The organism is Alteromonas sp. HB246098, from assembly GCF_054890645.1.
Genome location: NZ_JBTZUG010000005.1, coordinates 291,130 through 312,218, shown reverse-complemented (window position 1 = coordinate 312,218; position 21,089 = coordinate 291,130). Strand labels below are relative to the sequence as shown.

Annotated in this window: 23 protein-coding genes; 16 read left to right on the top strand and 7 right to left on the bottom strand. The window is 42.9% G+C overall.

Annotation, left to right across the window (positions count from 1 at the left end):
• Positions 1 to 161: 161 nt before the first annotated feature.
• From ACYTPF_RS13105 to arsB, 6 genes are all read left to right on the top strand, one after another.
• Positions 162 to 929 carry a hypothetical protein gene (locus ACYTPF_RS13105; RefSeq protein WP_461852521.1) on the top strand — a complete coding sequence of 256 codons (768 nt, stop codon included), beginning with the start codon at positions 162 to 164 and terminating at the stop codon, positions 927 to 929.
• A 229-nt stretch (positions 930 to 1,158) separates the two neighbouring features.
• Positions 1,159 to 1,809, top strand: a complete 651-nt coding sequence (locus ACYTPF_RS13100) for a protein-tyrosine phosphatase family protein (RefSeq protein WP_461852520.1) — start codon at positions 1,159 to 1,161, stop codon at positions 1,807 to 1,809.
• A gap of 128 nt (positions 1,810 to 1,937) precedes the next feature.
• Positions 1,938 to 2,291: a metalloregulator ArsR/SmtB family transcription factor gene (locus ACYTPF_RS13095; protein WP_461852549.1), complete on the top strand. Its 354-nt coding sequence runs from the start codon at positions 1,938 to 1,940 to the stop codon at positions 2,289 to 2,291.
• Between the two features lie 134 nt (positions 2,292 to 2,425).
• Positions 2,426 to 2,893, top strand: a complete 468-nt coding sequence (locus ACYTPF_RS13090) for an arsenate reductase ArsC (RefSeq protein WP_461852519.1) — start codon at positions 2,426 to 2,428, stop codon at positions 2,891 to 2,893.
• A gap of 74 nt (positions 2,894 to 2,967) precedes the next feature.
• Positions 2,968 to 3,642 (top strand): arsenical resistance protein ArsH, encoded by a 675-nt coding sequence (gene arsH, locus ACYTPF_RS13085; protein WP_442864428.1) that lies wholly within the window; start codon positions 2,968 to 2,970, stop codon positions 3,640 to 3,642.
• Positions 3,643 to 3,664: 22 nt separating this feature from the next.
• Positions 3,665 to 4,705 carry an ACR3 family arsenite efflux transporter gene (gene arsB / locus ACYTPF_RS13080; protein WP_461852518.1) on the top strand — a complete coding sequence of 347 codons (1,041 nt, stop codon included), beginning with the start codon at positions 3,665 to 3,667 and terminating at the stop codon, positions 4,703 to 4,705.
• Between the two features lie 84 nt (positions 4,706 to 4,789).
• On the opposite strand, the gene ACYTPF_RS13075 is transcribed toward arsB, so the two are convergent.
• A complete protein-coding gene (locus ACYTPF_RS13075) occupies positions 4,790 to 5,188 on the bottom strand; it encodes a response regulator (protein WP_025256222.1) in 399 nt (132 codons plus the stop codon).
• A 179-nt stretch (positions 5,189 to 5,367) separates the two neighbouring features.
• Between ACYTPF_RS13075 and aceK the strand changes: the two genes are divergently transcribed.
• The 3 genes from aceK to ACYTPF_RS13060 all read left to right on the top strand — a co-directional run bounded on the left by aceK (position 5,368) and on the right by ACYTPF_RS13060 (position 9,476).
• Positions 5,368 to 7,101: a bifunctional isocitrate dehydrogenase kinase/phosphatase gene (gene aceK, locus ACYTPF_RS13070; protein ID WP_461852517.1), complete on the top strand. Its 1,734-nt coding sequence runs from the start codon at positions 5,368 to 5,370 to the stop codon at positions 7,099 to 7,101.
• Positions 7,102 to 7,365: 264 nt separating this feature from the next.
• Entirely contained in the window at positions 7,366 to 8,046 is a 681-nt protein-coding gene (locus tag ACYTPF_RS13065; RefSeq protein WP_179984338.1) for a response regulator transcription factor, read from the top strand.
• Complete coding sequence (locus tag ACYTPF_RS13060; protein ID WP_461852516.1) at positions 8,043 to 9,476, top strand: sensor histidine kinase; 1,434 nt, start codon at positions 8,043 to 8,045, stop codon at positions 9,474 to 9,476. The genes ACYTPF_RS13065 and ACYTPF_RS13060 overlap by 4 nt, the downstream gene beginning before the upstream one ends.
• A gap of 149 nt (positions 9,477 to 9,625) precedes the next feature.
• Here the strand turns inward: ACYTPF_RS13060 and ACYTPF_RS13055 are convergent, their stop codons facing one another.
• Complete coding sequence (locus ACYTPF_RS13055; RefSeq protein WP_461852515.1) at positions 9,626 to 10,186, bottom strand: DUF3833 domain-containing protein; 561 nt, start codon at positions 10,184 to 10,186, stop codon at positions 9,626 to 9,628.
• Between the two features lie 56 nt (positions 10,187 to 10,242).
• Positions 10,243 to 10,899, bottom strand: a complete 657-nt coding sequence (locus ACYTPF_RS13050) for a chalcone isomerase family protein (protein ID WP_461852514.1) — start codon at positions 10,897 to 10,899, stop codon at positions 10,243 to 10,245.
• A 108-nt stretch (positions 10,900 to 11,007) separates the two neighbouring features.
• Between ACYTPF_RS13050 and ACYTPF_RS13045 the strand changes: the two genes are divergently transcribed.
• Complete coding sequence (locus tag ACYTPF_RS13045) at positions 11,008 to 11,928, top strand: 1-aminocyclopropane-1-carboxylate deaminase/D-cysteine desulfhydrase (protein ID WP_461852513.1); 921 nt, start codon at positions 11,008 to 11,010, stop codon at positions 11,926 to 11,928.
• A gap of 173 nt (positions 11,929 to 12,101) precedes the next feature.
• Positions 12,102 to 12,347: a DUF4282 domain-containing protein gene (locus ACYTPF_RS13040; RefSeq protein WP_039232003.1), complete on the top strand. Its 246-nt coding sequence runs from the start codon at positions 12,102 to 12,104 to the stop codon at positions 12,345 to 12,347.
• Positions 12,348 to 12,418: 71 nt separating this feature from the next.
• On the opposite strand, the gene ACYTPF_RS13035 is transcribed toward ACYTPF_RS13040, so the two are convergent.
• Positions 12,419 to 13,231 (bottom strand): sterol desaturase family protein, encoded by an 813-nt coding sequence (locus ACYTPF_RS13035; RefSeq protein WP_461852512.1) that lies wholly within the window; start codon positions 13,229 to 13,231, stop codon positions 12,419 to 12,421.
• Positions 13,218 to 13,646 carry an SRPBCC family protein gene (locus ACYTPF_RS13030; RefSeq protein WP_461852511.1) on the bottom strand — a complete coding sequence of 143 codons (429 nt, stop codon included), beginning with the start codon at positions 13,644 to 13,646 and terminating at the stop codon, positions 13,218 to 13,220. The genes ACYTPF_RS13035 and ACYTPF_RS13030 overlap by 14 nt, the downstream gene beginning before the upstream one ends.
• A 99-nt stretch (positions 13,647 to 13,745) precedes the next feature.
• Between ACYTPF_RS13030 and ACYTPF_RS13025 the strand changes: the two genes are divergently transcribed.
• From ACYTPF_RS13025 to ACYTPF_RS13005, 5 genes are all read left to right on the top strand, one after another.
• Entirely contained in the window at positions 13,746 to 14,783 is a 1,038-nt protein-coding gene (locus ACYTPF_RS13025) for an AraC family transcriptional regulator (protein WP_461852510.1), read from the top strand.
• A gap of 186 nt (positions 14,784 to 14,969) precedes the next feature.
• Entirely contained in the window at positions 14,970 to 15,380 is a 411-nt protein-coding gene (locus ACYTPF_RS13020) for a hypothetical protein (RefSeq protein WP_461852509.1), read from the top strand.
• 229 nt (positions 15,381 to 15,609) lie between these two features.
• Positions 15,610 to 16,812 (top strand): saccharopine dehydrogenase family protein, encoded by a 1,203-nt coding sequence (locus ACYTPF_RS13015; RefSeq protein ID WP_461852508.1) that lies wholly within the window; start codon positions 15,610 to 15,612, stop codon positions 16,810 to 16,812.
• A 188-nt stretch (positions 16,813 to 17,000) separates the two neighbouring features.
• Positions 17,001 to 18,131, top strand: a complete 1,131-nt coding sequence (gene nspC, locus ACYTPF_RS13010) for a carboxynorspermidine decarboxylase (RefSeq protein ID WP_461852507.1) — start codon at positions 17,001 to 17,003, stop codon at positions 18,129 to 18,131.
• A 251-nt stretch (positions 18,132 to 18,382) separates the two neighbouring features.
• Positions 18,383 to 19,738 carry a CsgG/HfaB family protein gene (locus ACYTPF_RS13005; protein WP_461852506.1) on the top strand — a complete coding sequence of 452 codons (1,356 nt, stop codon included), beginning with the start codon at positions 18,383 to 18,385 and terminating at the stop codon, positions 19,736 to 19,738.
• A gap of 77 nt (positions 19,739 to 19,815) precedes the next feature.
• Here ACYTPF_RS13005 and ACYTPF_RS13000 read toward each other — a convergent pair whose 3' ends face one another.
• Both ACYTPF_RS13000 and rsmI read right to left on the bottom strand, forming a co-directional pair.
• Complete coding sequence (locus tag ACYTPF_RS13000) at positions 19,816 to 20,079, bottom strand: hypothetical protein (protein WP_461852505.1); 264 nt, start codon at positions 20,077 to 20,079, stop codon at positions 19,816 to 19,818.
• A 100-nt stretch (positions 20,080 to 20,179) separates the two neighbouring features.
• Positions 20,180 to 21,016, bottom strand: coding sequence for a 16S rRNA (cytidine(1402)-2'-O)-methyltransferase (gene rsmI / locus ACYTPF_RS12995; RefSeq protein WP_461852504.1), 837 nt, complete (start codon positions 21,014 to 21,016; stop codon positions 20,180 to 20,182).
• Positions 21,017 to 21,089 lie beyond the last annotated feature (73 nt).

Sequence of the window (21,089 nt, the reverse complement as noted above, 5' to 3'; positions counted from 1 at the left end):
ACCTTTATCTTTTCGTTCTTATGGCGCTACTTTGACAAAAAACACAGTTCAATGCATAGGCCAGAAGTCACTTTTTATTTCATGACTTCTGGCACTGTTGTCAATCTCGTGAAGTTATCACTATAAGCCTACAATTTTGTTCATTGCCAAAGGAAAGCAAGATGCAAACAATTCATGGCTTTATAGTAACGCTTCATATTTTAACGGGTGCTCTGTCACTTTTACTGTTTTGGGTGCCTAGTCTTACGAAAAAGGGCGGAAAATCCCACAAGCAATTTGGTGGTTACTATATAAAAGCAATGCTATTTACGTCTATTAGTGGCGTTATCAGCTCTACTATGGTGTTGTTTATTCCGCTAGTCATCTACCCAACAATGCCCGAGCACTTTGAGTCTGTTGCTTATTTCACTGCCTATCTTAGAGGTCAATATCTCTTTTTGCTGATGTTAAGCCTGTTGGTATGGAACAACGTAAGGCATTCTGTAGCGGCGCTTAAAGCGAAGCAAAATCTTGAGAAACTGCGTACTGTCGAGTATCTGTGGCTACCCGCTTTGCTTACTGTTGTAGCTTCTATTGCATTGTATCAAGGTATTACGTACGGCATTACGTTAACCTGTATTTTTGCCCCTATCGCGCTGTTAAATGCCATTGGCATTGCGCGCTATGTTTATCAAAAAAACATCGTTGCAGGTTCGTGGGTAACTGAGCATATTGGGCATATCATTGGCTCTGGTATTGGAGCATATACCGCATTTTTTGCCTTTGGAGGACGCGCATTATTTGAAGGCTCGCCGTCACTGCAAATTGCCAGTTGGATTCTACCTGCCCTTATAGGCGTTCCTTTTTCAGTCTGGCTTAACTGTAAATACAAACCAAAGTCGTCCAGTCTGAAGAGGCCTTCTTTGAAGCCTACGGCGGTAAAAAGCTGAGGGCTTAACTCAAAATTTAACGGCTGTTATCTATGTTAGTGTTTGGGCTTGTTGACCTTTACTTAAAATCAAAGGTCAACTGGCCGCTAAACACAAAAGGTGGGCTTTGCCGTTTGGACAACACGCAATCAAATGTGTAACGTAAGAAGTGACAGCAACGCCTCTTTTAAACAGTGTTAAACTTGAGCGCTAAATTATGAAAAAGCCCCAGCCAGCAATAGATACAAGAATGAAAAATTCACTATCGTTTAAAAAGCCTACATTTAGGTTGATTGTTACCACTGCTTGTATCAGCTTAGGGCTAGGCTTAAGTACATCTGTGAACGCTCACGCTACAGCATCGAAAACGAGTACCGACACGCAGGTTAAGGAAATCATTCCTACCCTATCGACGCTTACTAACTACCAAAAAAATGCGCCCTTTATGTACTCTTCAGGCTTGCCTGATGCCTCTCACCTTTCTTTGCTGAAAGAGGAAGGGGTGACACACGTTATAGATTTGATCCCAGGAAATCGATCGAGTGAGATTTTAACTACCTCAGAATTAGGCCTCGACTACTTTAATGTGCCCGTTGATTGGGAAGCTCCTACGTTGGCTAACTTTTTAAATTACGCGGCATTTATGCAAAGCGTAGATGTTAAGAAGGACAAGGTACTCACTCACTGTAAACTGAATTGGCGGGGTGCTGCTTTTACCTACCTTTATAAAATTAACGTACTGGGTGAAAGTGAACAAACCGCAAAAACAGACCTTATGGCTATTTGGCACCCGAATCCTACATGGTACGCGTTTATGAACGACGTTATTTCTCATTACAATGAGGTAAACGGTAAACAAGTAGCAATGTCGTTTGAGGCCGCCGTTCCTGAAAGCCGATAAATTTAAGCACTTCCTTAGTTAGCTTTTAAACCACTTTCCCCCTATTAAACATATATGAAATTTCAGATGCGTCATTGACACATACGAAATTTCATATACGATACATCACATACGAAATTTCATATGTGATGATTTTTATGTCGAATTGTTGTGAACCCGCGCAATTAGCGCCCCTAGCTTTTTTTAAATGCCTGTCGGAAGACACTCGCTTGAAGACGCTACTCATGCTTAGCGTAAAAGGCGAGCTATGCGTGTGCGACCTCACCGATGCGCTTCAACTAAGCCAGCCGAAAATTTCGCGACATCTTGCAGATTTACGAAAATGCGGCTTAGTGCTAGATACCCGCAAGGGCAAGTGGGTGTATTACCAACTTCACCCTGACTTACCTGCTTGGGCACTAGACGTTATCAAAAACACGGCGTCCAATAATAGTGCATACATTGATGAGCCATTAGCGAAATTGTCCTGCGAGAATTGCTAACTCCTACGTAGTGTGGTGCAAATCAATAGTGATGATTGCATCTTGGTAAGCCGCCAGTTTTCTATTTTTCAATATTTTTTCAACTTTTTGATAGCTATTCAAAATAGCGTCAGCCAATTAAATAAGGTTTTTATATGAAGGTTTTATACATTTGTACGCACAACCGTTGCCGCAGTATTCTTTGCGAAGCCATCACTAATGCCTCTAACGGTAATGTAGAAGCGCGCAGTGCGGGCAGCCAGCCTGTCGGCGAAGTACACCCTCTTTCTATTAAATACCTTGCAGAGCGCGGATTTGATACAAGCGGACTTAAAAGCCAGTCGTGGGATGAATTTGAAGATTATGAAGCCGATCTGGTTGTCACCGTTTGTGATTCAGCAGCGGGTGAATCATGCCCCGTTTATTTCGGCAAATCACTTAAGGTGCACTGGGGCTTAGAAGACCCGTCAAAGTTAGAAGGTAGCGAACAAGAAAAAGCCGAAGCGTTCAACAACACCATCGATATTATTGAAAAGCGTGTAGCGGCATTAGCAGAGCTTGCTGAGAAACACTTAGATAAAGCAGCGCTTAAAGAGGCGCTATCAAAATTAGGCGCCCAGTAAAGAGTAAAGGTAAATCAATGGAACAGAAAATATCAACAGCTGAAAGCCCCTCTGATAACGCAGTAATGGAGCAAATGCACAAGCCGATTATGGCTAACTTTGCATCAAGGTTTTCAGATCATAAGCCGCGCATTTTGTTACTTTACGGTTCGCTTAGAGAACGTTCTTACAGCCGCCTAGTTATAGAAGAGTCAGCGCGCTTGCTTGAATACTTTGGCGCAGAAGCCAAAATTTTTGACCCTCGCGGTTTGCCGCAGCCAGATACTGAAGATGATTCACATCCGAAAGTTAAAGAGTTACGCGAGCTTATGATGTGGTCTGAAGGTCAAATTTGGTGTTCACCTGAGCGTCACGGCAGCATGACCGGCATCATGAAAAGTATGATCGACTGGGTACCGCTTAGCCTTGGTGGCGTGCGCCCTACTCAAGGCAAAACGCTGGCCATTATGCAGGTATCAGGCGGTTCACAATCGTTCAATGCGGTAAATCAAATGCGTATTTTAGGGCGCTGGATGCGCATGCTAACCATCCCTAACCAGTCTTCTGTGGCAAAAGCGTTTTTAGAATTTGAAGACGATGGTCGGATGAAGCCGTCACCTTACTACAACCGCATTGTGGATGTAGTTGAAGAACTGGTGAAATTCACATTGCTTACTCGCGACAACAAAGACTTTCTTGTTGATCGCTACTCTGAGCGCGTTGAAAGCGCAGAGGAAGTAAGCAAACGTGTTAATCAAAAATCGTTGTAAAACTGAGACAAGGTAAGCAGAAATGGGTTTCTTTGAACGTTATTTATCAGTGTGGGTTGGCCTTTGCATTATTGCAGGTGTGGGCCTAGGCTATGCTTTGCCTGGCCTATTTGAGTCTATTGCTGCGCTTGAATATGCACACGTAAACCTTGTAGTAGCAGTACTTATTTGGCTAATGATATACCCAATGATGGTGCAAATAGACTTTGGCTCTATTAAAGACGTGGGTAAAAAGCCAAAAGGCCTGGTGCTAACCCTTGTGGTTAACTGGCTTATCAAGCCTTTCACTATGGCGCTATTAGGCTGGCTATTCTTTAAAGGTATTTTTGCCGACTGGGTAGACCCGCAAACTGCCACTGAATACATTGCAGGTATGATTTTACTTGGCGTCGCTCCTTGTACTGCCATGGTTTTTGTATGGAGCCACCTTACCAAAGGAGATGCTAACTACACCTTAGTTCAGGTATCAATTAACGACCTTATTATGGTCGTTGCCTTTGCCCCGCTTACCGCTATGCTGCTTGGTGTAACAGACATCACGGTTCCGTGGGACACGCTGCTACTGTCTGTAGCCCTCTATGTAGTATTGCCATTGGTAGCGGGTTATATCACTCGCCGTCGCTTAGAAAATAAAAACAACAGCACGCAGAAGGCAGGTTCAGGAAATAACGCGGTCGACGCGCTAGTAAGTAAATTTAAGCCGTTTTCAGTAATTGGCTTGCTGCTTACTATTGTTATTTTGTTTGGCCTTCAAGCAGAAACTATATTATCACAGCCCCAGGATATCGTGCTTATTGCGATACCCCTGCTGATACAAACTTACGGTATCTTTGCTATTGCCTACTTTGCCGCAAAACGCATGAAACTACCGCATAATGTAGCTGCGCCAGCATGTATGATTGGTACGTCGAACTTTTTCGAGTTGGCGGTAGCCGTAGCCATTTCACTATTTGGTTTACACAGCGGCGCTGCACTTGCCACTGTGGTGGGTGTATTAGTTGAAGTGCCCGTTATGCTTTCACTGGTATGGTTTGCAAACAAAACTCGCCACTGGTTTGACTAAGCAGTATTTTACAAACCTGTAGCGGTGAAATCGCGAAAATAAAAAAGGCGAGCCTATGGCTCGCCCTTTTCATTTTTTAAATTCTTAAACCGCAATTGGCGCTTTATAAGTATCGGGAAGAATGAAACCAAAGCGTTGTAGAACCGACGTAAGTTCGTCACGCTTAATTGGCTTTTCAATAAAACCTAATGCGCCTAATGACATCACTTTCTCTTGCATCAATGGCTGAATATCACCTGAAATAACAATAACAAAAGTCTCTAGTTTGCGGCGTTTAATTTCGCTCAACACGCTGAGACCGCCCAGCACAGGCATTGTTAAATCTAATAATACAAGGTCAATAGTATGATGTGCTAATACTTCTAGAGCGTCCATACCATTTGACACTTCATAAATAGCTTCAGCGAACCCACTAGGCAAGTTACTTCTAGCCATTTTCCGTGCAAGCGCTGAATCGTCACAAATTAGAATATTAAAACCCATCAACTACAATCTTATAATTGGTTACTAATCCACCATTAGAATACATTAAACGAAAGTATAAGAAAATAATAAAAACATAGAATTATTGGCTACTTACTCGATAACTACACCAAACTCCCCTCTCTTGATAGCATGTTTTGTGGTAGATATAAGACGTAATAAAAAAGGAAAACATCCCTATGCAAGAGTTAGCTGCAAGCCAGGACAAAAACTTGGTGAGAAAAGTTGCCTATCAGATTCTGTCTCATTTCGATAAGAGTTACCGGTGGTTCACCCGAATTACACGGGGCGCTCAAGAAAGATTTGAAAAGGGTAATTGGAAAGAAACTCAGCTAGCCTCTAAAGAGCGCATTACCATTTATGAGCAAAGCCTGTCAGATGCTGTTGCCGAAATTTATCAGCTTACTCAGGTCCACCAAAAAGATGATGCTTTCTGGCAAGAGCTTAAAAAAGTGTTTGCGCTACAGCTTGAAGGCCACCCGCAGTTTGAATTGGCCGAAACCTTTTATAACTCAGTGATTGGCCGCTTGTTTAAGCACAGAAAAATAGACAACGACATGATGTTTGTTCTGCCTAGCCGCTGCTTTTTGCCTGGGCAAGATAGAGACAAAGTAGTCAACAGCTTTGACACCACCACTACCGTACGTGAGATGTACGAGTCGATATTCAAAATTTATCGATACAATATTCCGTTTGAAAACTTTGAACGGGACTTACAAAACCTCGAGACGGCCTTGCGCGCACGATTAAACAAAGAGCAACTAGCCAGTGTACAAGCCGTTGAGATCCTTAAGCCTACTTTTTTTCGTGGTAAAGCGGCTTATTTGATTGGTCGCATTTGTATGCCTGACGAAACCCTGCCGTTTGTCATCGCCATGCGAAGATACAACGAGCCACATATGTTCGTTGATGCCCTTCTGACCGACCGCAAAGATCTAAGCGTAATTTTTGGTTTTGCCCGTAGCTATTTTATGGCCGACACGCAAAACCCAGCCGAGGTTGCCGCTTTTTTACAAGAGTTATTGCCGAATAAAAAACACTTTGAGTTATATATGTCGATGGGACATTACAAACACGGCAAAACTGTTTTCTATCGCAACTTCTTAGCACACATGGACGAGACTGATGACAAGTTCGAAGCTGCGCCAGGCATTCGCGGCCTGGTGATGATGGTTTTTCATCTCCCCTCTTATGGCGTTGTTTTTAAAATCATTAAAGACGAGTTTGCTGAAAGTAAAAAAATCACCCGTGAGCACGTTAAGGAATGCTACAAGTTAGTAAAAATGTCAGACCGTGTGGGTCGAATGGCTGATACTCACGAATACGTAAACTTTAGGTTTCCGTTAGATAGAATTGAACCCGAGCTAATCGAAGAACTCAAGGAAACGTGTGCTTCGAGTTTAGAATTCACAGAGTCTGAGCTAATTATCAAACACATGTATATTGAGCGAAAAATGACGCCGCTAAATATATACCTTCAAGAAGAAACCGACGACGAAAAAATAACCCGTGCGCTTGATGAGCTGGGTCTATGTATTAAGCAGATTGCCATGGCAAATATCTTTCCCGGCGATATGTTGCATAAAAACTTTGGTATTACCCGTCACGGTCGCGTGATCTTCTATGACTATGATGAAATTTGTTTAATGAACGAACGTAATTTCAGGGAGTTGCCAAAATCCGATGACCCCTATGCTATTGATACACTCTCAGTAGCACCTAACGACGTATTTCCCGAACAATTTGAGCACTTCATCGTTGGTAAGCGAAAGTTCAAAGATATACTTAAGTCATTGCACGGCGACTTAATGACACCTGAGTACTGGCACGGCGTACAAAAGAAGTGTGCCCGTGGAGATGTGCAGCATTTTACCCCTTATAACCCAAGCATGCGCTTTGACAAAGGTGAATAGGTTGAAAGCGCGAATAAATAGCACCTTTCCTATCACCTTAATCTAACGTTTAAAGGGATAAAAAGCTCTATATACAAGGACAAATTTTAGCTACATGCGAAAAAGCTTAAAAGTGATCGTTTTAAGACATATAGCTCGTAAAAGAGCCAAAGCGATATTGCTTTTTGACGGCTTGTTCTCGCCTGCTACTCGTTAAATACCGCATATAGGTATCAGCAACGCCAGACAAGTGTGTGAATGTAGATAAACAGAAGAATCCTGATAATGAAAGTGCTACTTGTAGAAGATGATCCAAAGGTTGCCTCGCACATTGCAAATGGACTATTGGGTGAAGGGCATGAATGTATTACTGTAGGTGATGGAACATCAGGCTACCAACAAGCTGCTAGTAACGAACTAGACGCGGTAATCCTAGACGTAATGTTACCCGAACTCGATGGTTTCACTGTGCTTGAGAAGCTTCGCGAAGAAGGTAACACGACCCCTGTTTTATTACTAAGCGCTAAGAGCCAAGTTGAAGATAAAGTCAAAGGCCTGCGCACAGGCGCCAACGACTACCTAACCAAACCTTTCGCCTTTGAAGAGCTGCTTGCTCGCGTAGAAGGTTTGGCTGGACGCAATAAAGACGGCGAAGACAAAACCTTGATAAAGGTTGGCGATCTCACGCTAGACTTGGTTAACCGTAAAGTATTGCGTGGCGATCAAGAAATTGACCTTCAATCAAAGGAATTCCAACTGCTTGAATGTCTACTTCGTCATAAAGGTAAGGTTGTGACGCGAAGCATGTTGCTTGAACAGGTTTGGAATTATCATTTCGACCCCCAAACTAACGTGATTGATGTTCACATTAGCCGCCTGCGTCAGAAAGTGGATAAAGCATTCAATGTGCCACTTATTGAAACGGTAAGAGGAACGGGCTACCGCATAGCGGACGGGCTTGCATGATAGCAATACGCGACTTTACGCGTAGTTCTAGTTTTCGCGTAGGCGTATTGCTCACCACTCTTGCTTGTATTGCCATTGTTTTAATTGTTTATTTTTGGCGATTAACGAGCAGCGACTTGTTCATTTCCGAGTCTAATGCTGCCGTTAATGCCAAAGCGAACGCCCTTGTAACGCTTTATGAAAACCTAGGTATTGATGCCGTTAAGTCGGCTATTATAAGTGACAATAACCAACCTCCTTCTGGCGCAAAAACACCCTCTTCTTCATTCGAACATTTGCGATCATTTGTCGTACTGAGCAAAGATGAGCAAGTAGTTGCGGGAAACTTAGCATCTATCCCACTGGTATTAGAGCGGCACAAAGGGGCTAACTTTGATACTTCAGAAATTGTTATTACTCGGCCTAACAGCTCATCAAGGAAAACCTTGCGCCAAGCATTGATGAGGGAAGATGTACTTGGGGACTATATCCTCTATGTCGGGCGTGGTATCGATGATTTATATAGCGCCCAGTGGTTTGGCAAAACCTTTAGCTGGATCATTGTCGTGTTGCTTTGTGCCTTAAGTATTCTAAGCTTCGCTATTGCCGTGTATGTGGTCAATCGAATTAACCGCATGTCTCAAACTGCTGATAAGATTATAAAGACTGGCAACCTTGAAGAGCGGCTAGAGATTGATAGCAATTGGGACGACCTCAGCAGTCTTTCTTTCGTTTTCAATCAAATGCTGGACACCATTGAAAGCTCGGTCAATAACATCAAGTCAGTCACAGACAGTATTGCTCACGACCTGCGCACACCGCTTTCAAGGCTTCGTAACACGCTAGAAAGAATTGAAGACGATCAGCTTCGAGAAGACACTACACAAGAAGCAGATAACCTGCTAAATATGTTTAATAGTTTATTGCGCATAAGCGGTCTTGAAACCACGAATAAGAAAGAAGGTTTCTGTAGTACCGATGCCCGAGCTATTGTAGAAGACGTGGTCGACCTTTATCATCCCCTAGCCGAGGAGCGTAACATTCAGCTGTCCAGTCAGCTTGAAAGCGTGACTATGCTTGCCGACCCTAACTTACTTTTCCAAGCCGTGGCTAACGTATTAGACAATGCTATCAAGTACTCGAATGAGGATAGTATGGTTACTGTGCAGCTAACGACTACACCTCGCCATATTGTTATTGCCGTCAATGACGCAGGAATAGGCGTTGGCGAGCATGAGATTATAAATTTAGAGCGTCGTTTTTATCGCGCTGATGGCAGCAGAACAAGCAAGGGGAATGGATTAGGCTTATCACTTGTCTCGGCAATAGTGAAGCTGCACGATGGTCAAACTTGGTTTGTACACGACCCGTTAATGCAAGGAAACGGGCTGGGTGTTGTTTTTTGTTTTCCTATTAGTCTGCGTCAAAAACTAGCTAGTCTGAATCAGTAAATAGTAGGTACTATCTATATACCTAGTGCGCTAAGTTGTACTCGACAAATTTACTCTTCTCTTTCTTTTTCCGAATGCTGACCTATAGATGATACAGGTCAGCAAAATTTCCAGTTTAGCGAGCATTCCAGAGCTATAATTGCAAATTATCAATCGGTTTGCTTCTGCATAAAAATAGTAACTTCGGCCATCACAATACCGAACTTACGAATGTACGAACGGTTCATCATGGTAGAGTCATCGAAAGCCCAAAACCAGTCATCAAACGTTACTGAATAGGTCGTATCGTCTACCGGTAAATCCATCTCGTAGTGAAAATTAAATGCATTGCCGTAGCTGGTGCCTTTTGCAGGCCCTTCAATATCACTCGCTCTGCCTACAAAGGTGCCATTGCTCTGCTTTACAATAGTCCATGTGCGGGATTTTGGACCTTCGCCAACCCCATATTCAAAGGTTTCATCAAGTGTCAGGGTATCGCCCTCTATTGCGCCATCAATGTTTACCACAAACCTTTGTACCACCTCACCTGAGCGGTTTTGTACTATGCCCCACGCCTTAACGTTTCCATCGAAAAAATGCTCAATATCGAAACCCGGAGATACCGACTGATAGTCTTCACCATCGACTGACACAGAACATCCAGATAGCCCTACCATGGTCAATGCTGCAAACCCTACCCCTAAACATAACTTCATCATATTTTTTATCATTTTACTTATCCTGCTCAACTAACCTTGCTTGGTTTTATTTCTATAAAATCACTAAGCTAATCTTTTCCGAGTAACTTTTTTCTAAACTTAGGTTCCGACGTTTCATCACTTAACCAGATATCAAAAAAACGCTGCGTAAAAGTTTTGTCGCTTATCTCATCAGCTTTTTCGCCGTTTACGTAGAACACGCTTGTGCCTTCTTTCGTTGCGATCCCCGTAATTACATCGCCTTCACTAACGTCAGGAAAGATACGCTCCATTAGCGACAGCCATTTATCAGCATCTTCGGTAGCGATATCTCCTTGTTTTTTCATTTCATCAATAGAGCGCTCGGCAATCTTTTTACCTTCGAGGTCCCGTTGGTAAGTCAAGCGAAGCGCGAAAGGAGGCTGATTAGCGTACTTGCCATCAGGAGCAAAAAGCTCACCTGTGTAAACATCCCAAAAGTAGTAAGAAAACATGCCTTTCCCCACCAGTTTCGCATTGGGAACATATTCATTAATATTTTCTGAATCATACTCTTGCGCATAGGCGTTATTTGACATGGTTAGACCGCTCAGTGATATGGAAACAAACATAGCAAAGGTGAATGCCGCGGCTGTTTTATTAACGTGAGATGTAGAAAAAGCGCTAGCGTTTTTTACGTAATGAAGAAACCATGATGGGGTGTAAATCACAGGTTTTCGTAAAATACCGTTTTTCTTAGTAACCATAAAAATGCTCTTATAAAGCGTAATAAAAATTACAGGTCTTTTATTGAATTTCTATCTGGTTATACTCTTGCCAATGTCCAATTGATCAACTGTCCCTAGGCTCTCATCGTGCTTTCCCTTGATGAATTTAAAGTGTCACTCACTCTTCCTTCGCCTCTAATCCCTTTCAAACCGAACTGGGAGGGTGCAAGCAAGGTATCGCTTTATGTTAAGCGTGACGATGCTATTCACTCTGTGATGTCAGGAAATAAATGGCGAAAACTGAGTCATGCGTTAACGTGTCCTTTGCCAAACGCCGTAATCAGTTTCGGAGGCGGATTTTCTAACCACCTTCATGCGTTGGGATTTGCTTGTTACAAACTTGGTATTCCCTTTACCGCCATTATTCGCGGCGACTACAGTGCAGCACCATCGCCAATGATTAAGGATTTGATGCAGTGGCAGACTCGCATCAAATATGTAAACAGAATTACCTATAAAAAGCGTAACGATAGTACTTATTTAGATGAACTAAAACTGGAGTTCCCTAACGCGATTATCATTCCTGAAGGTGGAAGCCAGGCCCTAGCGCTTCAGGGGATAAAAGATATGGTCGATGAAATTGAGGTAGACTTCGACTTTATCGTTGCCCCTGTCGCAAGCGGCGCTACATTGGCGGGGATTATAAATGCATTAAATAAACGTAATAGTTTAATGGCTACTGACTTTCGTTCTCATTACAAAGCCATTGGCATAGGTGTACTAAAAGGTGAAGGCTATCTAGAGAAGTTGGTTGAGCAATTTCTTCCAATAACTAACCAGACACATTGGCATATTGATCATAGCTACCATTTTGGTGGCTACGCCAAAGCGCCAAGTGAGCTTCAAACCTTTTGCAGCGATTTCAATAACACTATGGAATTTGAAATAGAGTCAGTTTACTCGGGCAAAGCTTTCTGGGCCGTTAAAGATATGCTGGCTAAAGGTAAGTTTGAGGACGGTTCACGCATCGTCTTATTGCATACAGGTGGTTTACAAGGTGCAAGGTAAAACCTTGTTATAACAAAGTATTGTTTTAACTACGTATGAGTGATACAACTAAACTTGTGAGCATACTCACATTACATATAAATAATAAACTAACGATAACAACAAGAAGTTTGTCGCAGGATGCGGCATAAAAAATATAGCTTGCTACCTGCAAACTTCATCAAGGAATGATTATGAAAGATATTTTCTTCTTCGACTCAATGCTAACCCCTAAAATAATTACTTTTGTGTACTGGCTATTGCTTTTAGGGTCGGTTGTAAGTGGCGTAACAACAATGTTTGTGGGGTACGACGCGAGTTTTGTATACGGCCTATTTATCATCGTGTCTGGTTGTATTGGCGCAAGAATCTGGTGTGAACTACTTATCGTTCTCTTCAAAATTCACAGCAATCTTCAAAAAATTGCGAATAAAGAGTAGTGTTATGCGAATGCTATCGCTTCATTAAATAGCGACAGCATTCCGTTTATCTCTTAACCCAGACCTTTACATCAATCTGCAACAGGATAGCCAAACAACCTTTTCAACTTTGCTTTTATTCCTTTTGCCTGCTGAAGCTGTTCACGAAGCACACCTATTTGACTGAAGTTGGCGCTTAGGGGGTTATCATCTGGCATTTTTCCAACGATGCCGTATTTGATACTTATTTTTTTATCTTCTTTAGCGAATGTGCCGAATAACTTATCCCAGATGATAAGCACCCCACCGTAGTTTTTATCGATATAAGGCTTATTGGTTGCATGGTGAATGCGGTGATGAGTAGGCGTGTTGAAGATATGCTCTGCCCAGCTTAAATGGCCGATCGTTTGCGTATGTACAAAAAACTGATAAGCAAGATTTATTGCGACAATGGCGAAGACCAAGCTGGGAGAAAAACCAATAAGTATCATTGGTATCCAAAAGAGCCACATGCCCACGAGTGGGTACAAGATACTTTGTCTAAACGCTGTGGTGAAATTCATTTTTGTTGAGCTGTGATGCACCACATGGGCGAGCCAAAACCAGTGTATGTTGTGTGAAGCCCGATGAAACCAGTAGTATAAAAAGTCTTGTAGGATAAACCCTGCAAAAAGCGATACTGCCGTAAGATCTATGTTAAATAGAGAAAACTGGTGCAGCCAAAGAAACAAAGGCATTAGTAGTAATAGTACCAAAGCATCAGAGCCCTGATGAAGCAGTGCTAGTAAAGCATTATTCACGCTGTCTTTTACATTATAAAACTGCCGTGCCTTTTTGAACTCCACAAATACGCATAGTAAGAAAACCGGGCTCAAGCCAAGCAAAATAAGTTCAACGGGGATCAAAACGTGCTCCTAACTTATTCAAACATTGCTCTATGTCGTGTTGTAAAAGGCGTGTTAGTAGCCAATTGGGTATATACCAAGGCGCGCAACAGCTAATGCGATAAGAAACTTTGGTTAGGCTACCCTGTGCGGAAAATCTGATAACTCCCCGATGATCTTTTACTGGAAAGTCGTCAACAACGCGATATTCAATACCATCTGTGTCTGCTTTAACAATCTCTTCTTTAAAGCTAACGCCTAGAATACTCACTTCTCTCACACAGCCCACCCCGCCACTGACTTCACTATTATTTTCTGCTCTTAATACCTTAAACGAAGCGTTAAAGAATTCGCTTAAATTCTGGTGGTCAAGCAGCGTATCGCGAAGCTCTTGTGGCGTTGCATTAATAACTCTTTGGTAGTGAACGTCAACCATTTACGATATGTCCTCTTCTCATGGCTATTAGCATAAATTGACATTCATATTTGATCTTGCGTTAATACGTCATGATTTTTGTTATTTTGCGACACACCTATGCCATCAGTTTCTTTTGCCTATATTCAAAGTATAGAAAGCTATTTAACTAGCTTAGAAGTTGGTACAAAAGAACTGTCGCGACTCACGCAAACGCATAGTTCACTTTCAGGTTCCCCCCGTGTTTCCATGGAAGCCTATATCGAGCTGTTAAACCAAGGTGCATCGCTCACCAATAATTCATTATTTGGGTTTGAGTTAGGCAAACATATTCAGGCAAAAGATTATGGGGTGTTGGGTTACCTCGTTGAAAGTTGCGAAAATTTAGCTCAAGCCATAGGGGCGCTTACTCGGTTTGATGCGCTAGTCGCAGACATCGGCACAACAAACGTATTTTTTGAGTCTGATAATGCCCGTGTTGAATGGGTGCCTAAAAACTTAGATTGCAAACAAATGGTATTGCGCAATACCACCGCGTGGGTAGCGACCGTTTATAAAATATTGGGTACGGCCTGCCAATTAAATGCTATTTCCTTTACTTTCTCTTTAAGTACATTGGAAAAAGATAGGTTAGCCCAGTGGTTTAACTGCGAGGTGATTGATTGTGCCCGCACTAACGCCATTATTTTTCCCCTACACTTACTGCATGTTCCCTTCACTAGTGAAAATAAGGCTATGTTCAGCGCGCTTATAGAAGTGACAGAAAAGGAAATGAACGCATGCAAAGGGGAAAGGTTTGCTCAAACCAACAAACGCCATTTTAACCTTAATCCTCATGAAGATATCGCCCACAAAGTCGTTTCGCTTTTAAACGCTAACCCTACGCTAAAGGGCTGTAATCAAAAGCGTATGGCTGAAGCGTTATTCATGAGCCCACGCACCCTGCAGCGGAAGTTGAAGCAAAGTAACACCAGCTTTCAGCAGATTCTTGATCGTGAGCGCAAATCTCGTTTAGACGATCTTCTTAAACAATACTCTATTGCCGACACCGCTGATTTATTAGGGTTTCAAGAGCAATCATCCTTTACTCACGTGTTTAAAAAGTGGTTTTCCACCACACCGCTTAAGTATCAAAAACAGCTAATATCAAAAGAGTAATCATGTCTCGTTATTAATCCTCGGCGCAGGCGCTATTTTTGGTTCGAGAAAAGATGCGTGCCTTATAAGCTTGTAGTCTGAATAGGCATTTTTTTACTATCAAAATTATGATTATTAAACTAATGTGACTGGGAACGCGTAGGTATTATCAGGTGTACAGCAACGCTAACTCACAGGAGATACGCTATGATCGACCGTCCAGTTACATTGCCAACGCAGTTAAATGCACTCGTGTCAAAGTCACTAAATTTATGTGAGCTTATGTTACCCGTGTGTGATGTGTTTTATCCGTTTGCTGCTATTTATGAAAATGGTCGCATCGGCTGTATATTTGCCGACGAGAATGGAACTAAAAAGCGCGAGTCACAGCTTATCGAACAGCTTCAGTGGCGAATAATCGATACCACCACAGATACAAATAGTTACAGCGTCTTAGTGTATGCTGCGGCAGTTAACACTCAAGACAGTAAAACGGTTGATGCTATTGCCATTGCAACTGCAACGCCAAATCACGAAGAACGACTTATTCTTTACCCTTACTACAAAGTAGACAATAAAGTAGTAATTTCTCCGCCTATCGATACTGTAACCCGTTAGCGAAACAGCGGTAGGGAAAATGTTATTTTTTAAATCACCTAGTACAGACCGGTATCAGTTATTAAAGTAGTCTTTTGAGGTAGTGCCTATCAGTGTGTGCACTACCTTTTACATTCGTTGTTACGATTAAAATTTTTTGTCCTTTCATAGGCTGTCTTTGCTTGCCAAATCCCATTGGTCTGCTAGCATTCAGCCCAAAATTCATTAGCAAAATTAGGGATTAGTTATTATGTCTCGCGTTTTAATTATTGGTGCTGGCGGTGTTGCGTCGGTAACTGTGAAAAAATGTGCACGTTTACCGCAACATTTCGACGAAATTTACTTAGCAAGCCGCACGGTATCTAAGTGTGAAGCACTACAACAAGAAGTAGGAGCAGATCGCGTTAAGGGTGTTTTCGCTGTTGATGCCGACAACGCAAAAGAAGTTGAAGCACTTATTAACGAAGTAAAACCAGACCTAGTAATCAACCTAGCGTTGCCATACCAAGACCTTCCTATTATGGATGCATGTCTTGCCACTAACACAGATTACCTAGACACAGCCAATTACGAGCCAAAAGACGAAGCGAAATTCGAATACTCATGGCAGTGGGCTTACCAAGACAAGTTCAAAGACGCAGGCATTATGGCCCTTCTTGGCAGTGGCTTCGATCCAGGTGTAACAAACGTATACACAGCGTATGCAGCAAAGCATTACTTCGACGAAATTCACTACCTTGATATCGTGGATTGTAATGGCGGTGATCACGGTCAGGCTTTCGCGACTAACTTCAACCCAGAAATCAATATTCGCGAAATTACTCAGCGCGGTCGTTTTTGGGAAAACGGTGAGTGGAAAGAAACGGATCCACTAAGCGTACGTGAAGACCTAGATTACCAAAACATTGGTGTTCGTGCGTCTTACTTGATGTTCCATGAAGAACTAGAGTCTATCGTTAAGCACTTCCCTACGTTGAAGCGCGCACGCTTCTGGATGACATTTGGCGATGCTTATCTTAACCACCTGCGTGTACTTGAAGGTATTGGTATGACTAGCATTGAGCCAGTTGAATTCCAAGGCCAGAAGATTGTACCTCTAGAGTTCTTGAAAGCAGTACTGCCTAACCCTGGCTCACTTGCTGAAGGTTATAGCGGCATGACGTGCATTGGTACTTACATCACAGGTATTAAAGATGGCAAAGAAAAAACTATCTTTATCTATAACAACTGTGACCACGCGAAGTGTAACGAAGAAGTGGGTGCGCAAGCAGTATCTTACACCACAGGTGTTCCGGCGATGATTGGCGCGGCGCTTATGCTTAATGGTACGTGGAAAGAGTCGGGCGTTTGGAACATGGAACAATTCGACCCAGACCCATTCATGGAAATGCTTAATGAGCACGGCCTACCATGGCACGTTCTTGAATGTGAAAGCAGCCCTTTCACTAAGTAAACGATACCCAAGGGCGCTTTATTTAGCGCCCTTTTTAGTTAGTGCTATTACTGCATTAGAAATCACTCAAATTATCCTTGGTTGTTAAACTGCACTAGTCAGCCGCTTTTTGAGCTAAAACCTATTCTGTAATACATTAGACATCTCATTAATGCTGTAAGCAGTTTTATTTTTTGGAGCTTTACCCATTGACCGATTTAACTCAACGCACTGATATTCCTTCTCCTTGCTATGTGCTGGAAGAAGAAAAGTTAATTAAAAACCTTGAGCTGATGAAACGGGTTCAAGACGAATCAGGTGCCCGCATCATTCTGGCGCTGAAAGGCTTTTCAATGTGGTCATGCTTCGACATTATTAAACAGTATTTACACGGTGCAACAGCAAGCTCGGTTTGGGAAGCTAAACTCGCAGCAGAGATGGGTAAAGAAGTTCATGCTTATTCTCCAGCGTACAAAGTTAATGACGCTAAGGAACTAGCGAGCCTTGTTAATCATCTGTCTTTCAATAGTTTGTCTCAGTGGAATACGCATAAAGAAACCTTATCTAACGTTTCGTTAGGCCTTCGCATAAACCCTGAGCATCAAGAGGCTGATACGCCACTGTACGATCCAGCAGCGCCAGGCTCGCGCTTAGGCATACGCGCCAGTGAACTAGAAGGCGTAGACCTGACGGGTATAGAGGGTTTTCACTGCCACAACCTTTGTGAGTGTGATTCTTTTGCTACTGCACGCACCCTTGAAGCTATCGAAAAGCGCTTTGGTAAATGGCTTGGTCAATTGAAATGGTTGAACCTAGGTGGCGGTCATCTTATGACCCGAGAAGGTTATGATGTTGAGCACCTTATTAAAACACTAAAAGACTTTAAAGCCCGTTACCCACACCTAGACGTTATCTTAGAGCCAGGCTCTGCGGTTGCGTGGCAAACAGGTCCTCTAATTTGCGAAGTGGTTGATATGGTGGAAAATGACGGGGATATCGCTATTTTAGATATTTCAGCCACTGCTCACATGCCTGATGTATTAGAAATGCCCTATCGCCCGGCTATTTTAGGTGCAGGTATGCCAGATGAAAAAGCACATAATGTGAAGCTTGGCGGTAATTCCTGCCTTGCCGGTGACGTCATAGATGTCTATTCCTTCGACACACCGTTAAAAGCAGGCGCTCGTTTGCAGTTCGAAGATATGATGCACTATACCATGGTAAAAACTACCTTTTTTAACGGTGTAGAGCACCCTGCTATCGGTATTCTGCGAGCTAACGGCGACTTCGAGCTAGTTCGTGAGTTCAGCTACGAAGACTTTAAGGGCCGTTTGTCTTAAACGTAGCCCTTCATTAAAAAGTATACCAAAAGCCAATTGATCATTATTTGATCAATTGGCTTGTTCCCAATCTGCTCTAGTGCTATTTTGTGGGTGTTGAGTCGTCAAAAGGGAATTTCGACCTACCGCCCTATTCAAGGTGAGTCTCTAATCTCCGTCGTCTTTTGTTCAACACCGAATTCAGGTGTTGTATCAAACCATCAATAATTGCCTGTCTCGGTTATATCTTATCTTTATCAGAGGAATTGATCGTGAGAAGGAATAATCTAGGCTCAAACTGTGCAACTCAAGTACACACATTTGCCAAACCTATTGTATCTGCGCTTAGTGCGCTACTTTTAACTACGGCTTGTATGTCGACAACTCCTTCTATGGGAGGCGGAAGTTCTGGCGCAGTAAGTGGTGGCGCCGGCGGCGCTACGGCTTCTAATAATAATGCGCAGCTAGAGAATTGTGACGAAACACTCGGTACATTAAGTGTTTTTGAAGATACAAGTTTGCCCTGGTGGTCAGAGTATCGCAGAACTTACCCAAAACTCGGCAGTACCATCCCTGTTATCAGGTTAATGATTCAACAGTCTAACTGTTTTGTTATTGTTGAGCGTGGTAGTGCTATGAATGCAATGAACACCGAGCGTCAGCTAATGCAATCAGGACAACTTCGCTCCGGTTCTAACATTGGGGGCGGTCAAATGGTAGCAGCTGATTACACGCTCAGCCCATCTGTACTATTTGCCGAAAAAACGCAGGGTGGTAAAGCGATAGCAGGTGCACTATTTGGTACATTAGGCTCTATCGTAGGTGGAGGTTTTAGCAAGAATGAAGCGGCTACCTCATTGCTACTTATAGATAACCGCTCGGGTGTTCAGGTTTCTGCTGCAACAGGCAGTGCCGCAAATCACGACTTTAGCTTATTTGGTGGCATGTTTGCTGGCGCAGCCGCAGGCGGCGCTGGCGGCTTCTCGAAGACACCTGAAGGCAAAATGCTAGTAACTGCATTTGCTGATTCCTTTAACCAGATGGTGATCGCACTTCGCTCTTACAAAGCCCAAGAAGTTGAAGGTGGTTTAGGTAAAGGTGGAAAGCTAACTGTGGGCGGTGCAGATGATGCCATGCCAGAGGCTACCGACGCACCGGCGATAACCACCTCAACAACAACCACTGCCGTTTATGTTGACAATACTCCCTCTAGGGTTACCGTCTCAGATCGCAGGTCTTATAACTTTGGTGTAGATGAGTACGATGAGAAAGCCTTCAATAGGTACTACGACTGGCTGAAAAACTATGGCCCGTTAATGACTGCATTTGTTTCTTTCGACCCAGAGAATAATAACCCTAATTGGCCTGGCGGCATGTCCATGGCGGCAGCTGCTACTATGCTTTTAACTCAGCTAGACTCTCATCGCATTGAACTTGAAGCATGGCCATATGAGGCTAGGGTACAAGCATGGAGAAAAATGGGAAAAAGGTTGGAAAGCCACACTGAACTGTTTGAGCGAAACCGGACATTAGCGCTTCGAAATGAAAAACTTGACGACGAAGTTCGTCAAGTTATTGAAAGCATACAGGTAGTAACAAAAGAAAGTCTGTTCCCTGAGGGATTTTAGTTTTTAATACGTTTTAACCGAAGCCGCAAATTGCGGCTTCGGCTCTCAATACTATTGATACTAGTAACGTATTATAGCTATACCACACCACTACCCGAAGTAGCTTCAGATTTATCAATCTCTCCTTCAGCTAGGACGTCATCATCGAGTTCTATTTTAAAAGTTGTACCTGGCTTCCCCTGCAGGCTGTAGCGAAAGCCGTACATCTCGCCCTCGTTTAATGAAACGTCCGTCACATCATTTGGGTGAATTAAATCGTAAACGCCAGAGTCATTCGCTTGAGAGAATATATCTACCAGCCATTTGCCATCAGACATGGTGATCTTAAGTGTCTTTGTCATCAGCGTCTCCTTTAGTAACCAGTCTCTTTATCTTGGACTGCCATACAAAATACTTTGTATTTCGCCGATGACGCTTAAGATCAATCTTTCTTAACGCAAACTACCCTTTTGCATCTAGTCCTGCTTGATATAATGCATTCTTTTTCAAATCATAATGACTTGCTACTACAGCCGCGGCTTTTTTCAACGGCATGTACTCGCACAATGTTTGCAGTAAAGACATTGCTTCACTAGGTATCGCCTGTTCATTTACCTTGGCAGGACCTATCATCACAACAAATTCGCCTTTTTGATGTGCTGGATCGGCATTGAGATAATCAATCACATTTTGAGCGCTGCCACTCACATAGGTTTCAAAGGTTTTAGTCAACTCTTTAGCTACAACAATGTGGCGTTCGCCTAATACACGCTGAATATCAGTAACCGTGTCTAGAATTCGACGAGGTGCTTCATAGTAAACTGTCGTGAAAGTTCTATCTAATAGCGCTGATAGAACACCTTCCCGCGCTTGTGTTTTAACCGGCAAAAAGCCTTCAAATGCGAATTTATCTGTAGGCAGCCCTGACGCGCTTAATGCAGTAATTGCTGCGCATGGCCCCGGCAAAGCACTAACTGGAATGCCTTGCTCACGACATTTACGCACCAAAACAAAACCAGGGTCGCTGATAAGTGGTGTGCCCGCATCACTTATCAAAGCAACAGATTCACCGCCTCTCAAACGTTCGCAAAGTATAGCTGTACGTTTATCTTCATTATGTTCGTGAAGTGAAAGGGTTTTAGTTCCAATACTAAAGTGCTGTAGAAGTCGCGCGCTATGACGGGTGTCCTCAGCAGCAATCCAGTTAACTTCACTTAATACGCGAATTGCTCTAGCACTGATGTCATCTAAGTTGCCAATAGGCGTAGGAACAATATATAGAGTGGCGGTGTCTGTCATAACAGTGGTTAAGTCTTACGTTAAATTGAAAGGTTATGCGATAAGTGTATCACGCCATTAGTCCAGATTATGC

What these genes read in the sequence shown, in the direction of transcription:
- ACYTPF_RS13105 (WP_461852521.1), top strand. Translation starts at nt 162, where the DNA reads ATGCAAACAATTCATGGCTTTATAGTAACGCTTCATATTTTAACGGGT.
- ACYTPF_RS13100 (WP_461852520.1), top strand. Translation starts at nt 1,159, where the DNA reads ATGAAAAATTCACTATCGTTTAAAAAGCCTACATTTAGGTTGATTGTT.
- ACYTPF_RS13095 (WP_461852549.1), top strand. Translation starts at nt 1,938, where the DNA reads ATGATTTTTATGTCGAATTGTTGTGAACCCGCGCAATTAGCGCCCCTA.
- ACYTPF_RS13090 (WP_461852519.1), top strand. Translation starts at nt 2,426, where the DNA reads ATGAAGGTTTTATACATTTGTACGCACAACCGTTGCCGCAGTATTCTT.
- arsH (WP_442864428.1), top strand. Translation starts at nt 2,968, where the DNA reads ATGCACAAGCCGATTATGGCTAACTTTGCATCAAGGTTTTCAGATCAT.
- arsB (WP_461852518.1), top strand. Translation starts at nt 3,665, where the DNA reads ATGGGTTTCTTTGAACGTTATTTATCAGTGTGGGTTGGCCTTTGCATT.
- ACYTPF_RS13075 (WP_025256222.1), bottom strand. Translation starts at nt 5,188, where the DNA reads ATGGGTTTTAATATTCTAATTTGTGACGATTCAGCGCTTGCACGGAAA.
- aceK (WP_461852517.1), top strand. Translation starts at nt 5,368, where the DNA reads ATGCAAGAGTTAGCTGCAAGCCAGGACAAAAACTTGGTGAGAAAAGTT.
- ACYTPF_RS13065 (WP_179984338.1), top strand. Translation starts at nt 7,366, where the DNA reads ATGAAAGTGCTACTTGTAGAAGATGATCCAAAGGTTGCCTCGCACATT.
- ACYTPF_RS13060 (WP_461852516.1), top strand. Translation starts at nt 8,043, where the DNA reads ATGATAGCAATACGCGACTTTACGCGTAGTTCTAGTTTTCGCGTAGGC.
- ACYTPF_RS13055 (WP_461852515.1), bottom strand. Translation starts at nt 10,186, where the DNA reads ATGATAAAAAATATGATGAAGTTATGTTTAGGGGTAGGGTTTGCAGCA.
- ACYTPF_RS13050 (WP_461852514.1), bottom strand. Translation starts at nt 10,899, where the DNA reads ATGGTTACTAAGAAAAACGGTATTTTACGAAAACCTGTGATTTACACC.
- ACYTPF_RS13040 (WP_039232003.1), top strand. Translation starts at nt 12,102, where the DNA reads ATGAAAGATATTTTCTTCTTCGACTCAATGCTAACCCCTAAAATAATT.
- ACYTPF_RS13030 (WP_461852511.1), bottom strand. Translation starts at nt 13,646, where the DNA reads ATGGTTGACGTTCACTACCAAAGAGTTATTAATGCAACGCCACAAGAG.
- ACYTPF_RS13025 (WP_461852510.1), top strand. Translation starts at nt 13,746, where the DNA reads ATGCCATCAGTTTCTTTTGCCTATATTCAAAGTATAGAAAGCTATTTA.
- ACYTPF_RS13020 (WP_461852509.1), top strand. Translation starts at nt 14,970, where the DNA reads ATGATCGACCGTCCAGTTACATTGCCAACGCAGTTAAATGCACTCGTG.
- ACYTPF_RS13015 (WP_461852508.1), top strand. Translation starts at nt 15,610, where the DNA reads ATGTCTCGCGTTTTAATTATTGGTGCTGGCGGTGTTGCGTCGGTAACT.
- ACYTPF_RS13000 (WP_461852505.1), bottom strand. Translation starts at nt 20,079, where the DNA reads ATGACAAAGACACTTAAGATCACCATGTCTGATGGCAAATGGCTGGTA.
- rsmI (WP_461852504.1), bottom strand. Translation starts at nt 21,016, where the DNA reads ATGACAGACACCGCCACTCTATATATTGTTCCTACGCCTATTGGCAAC.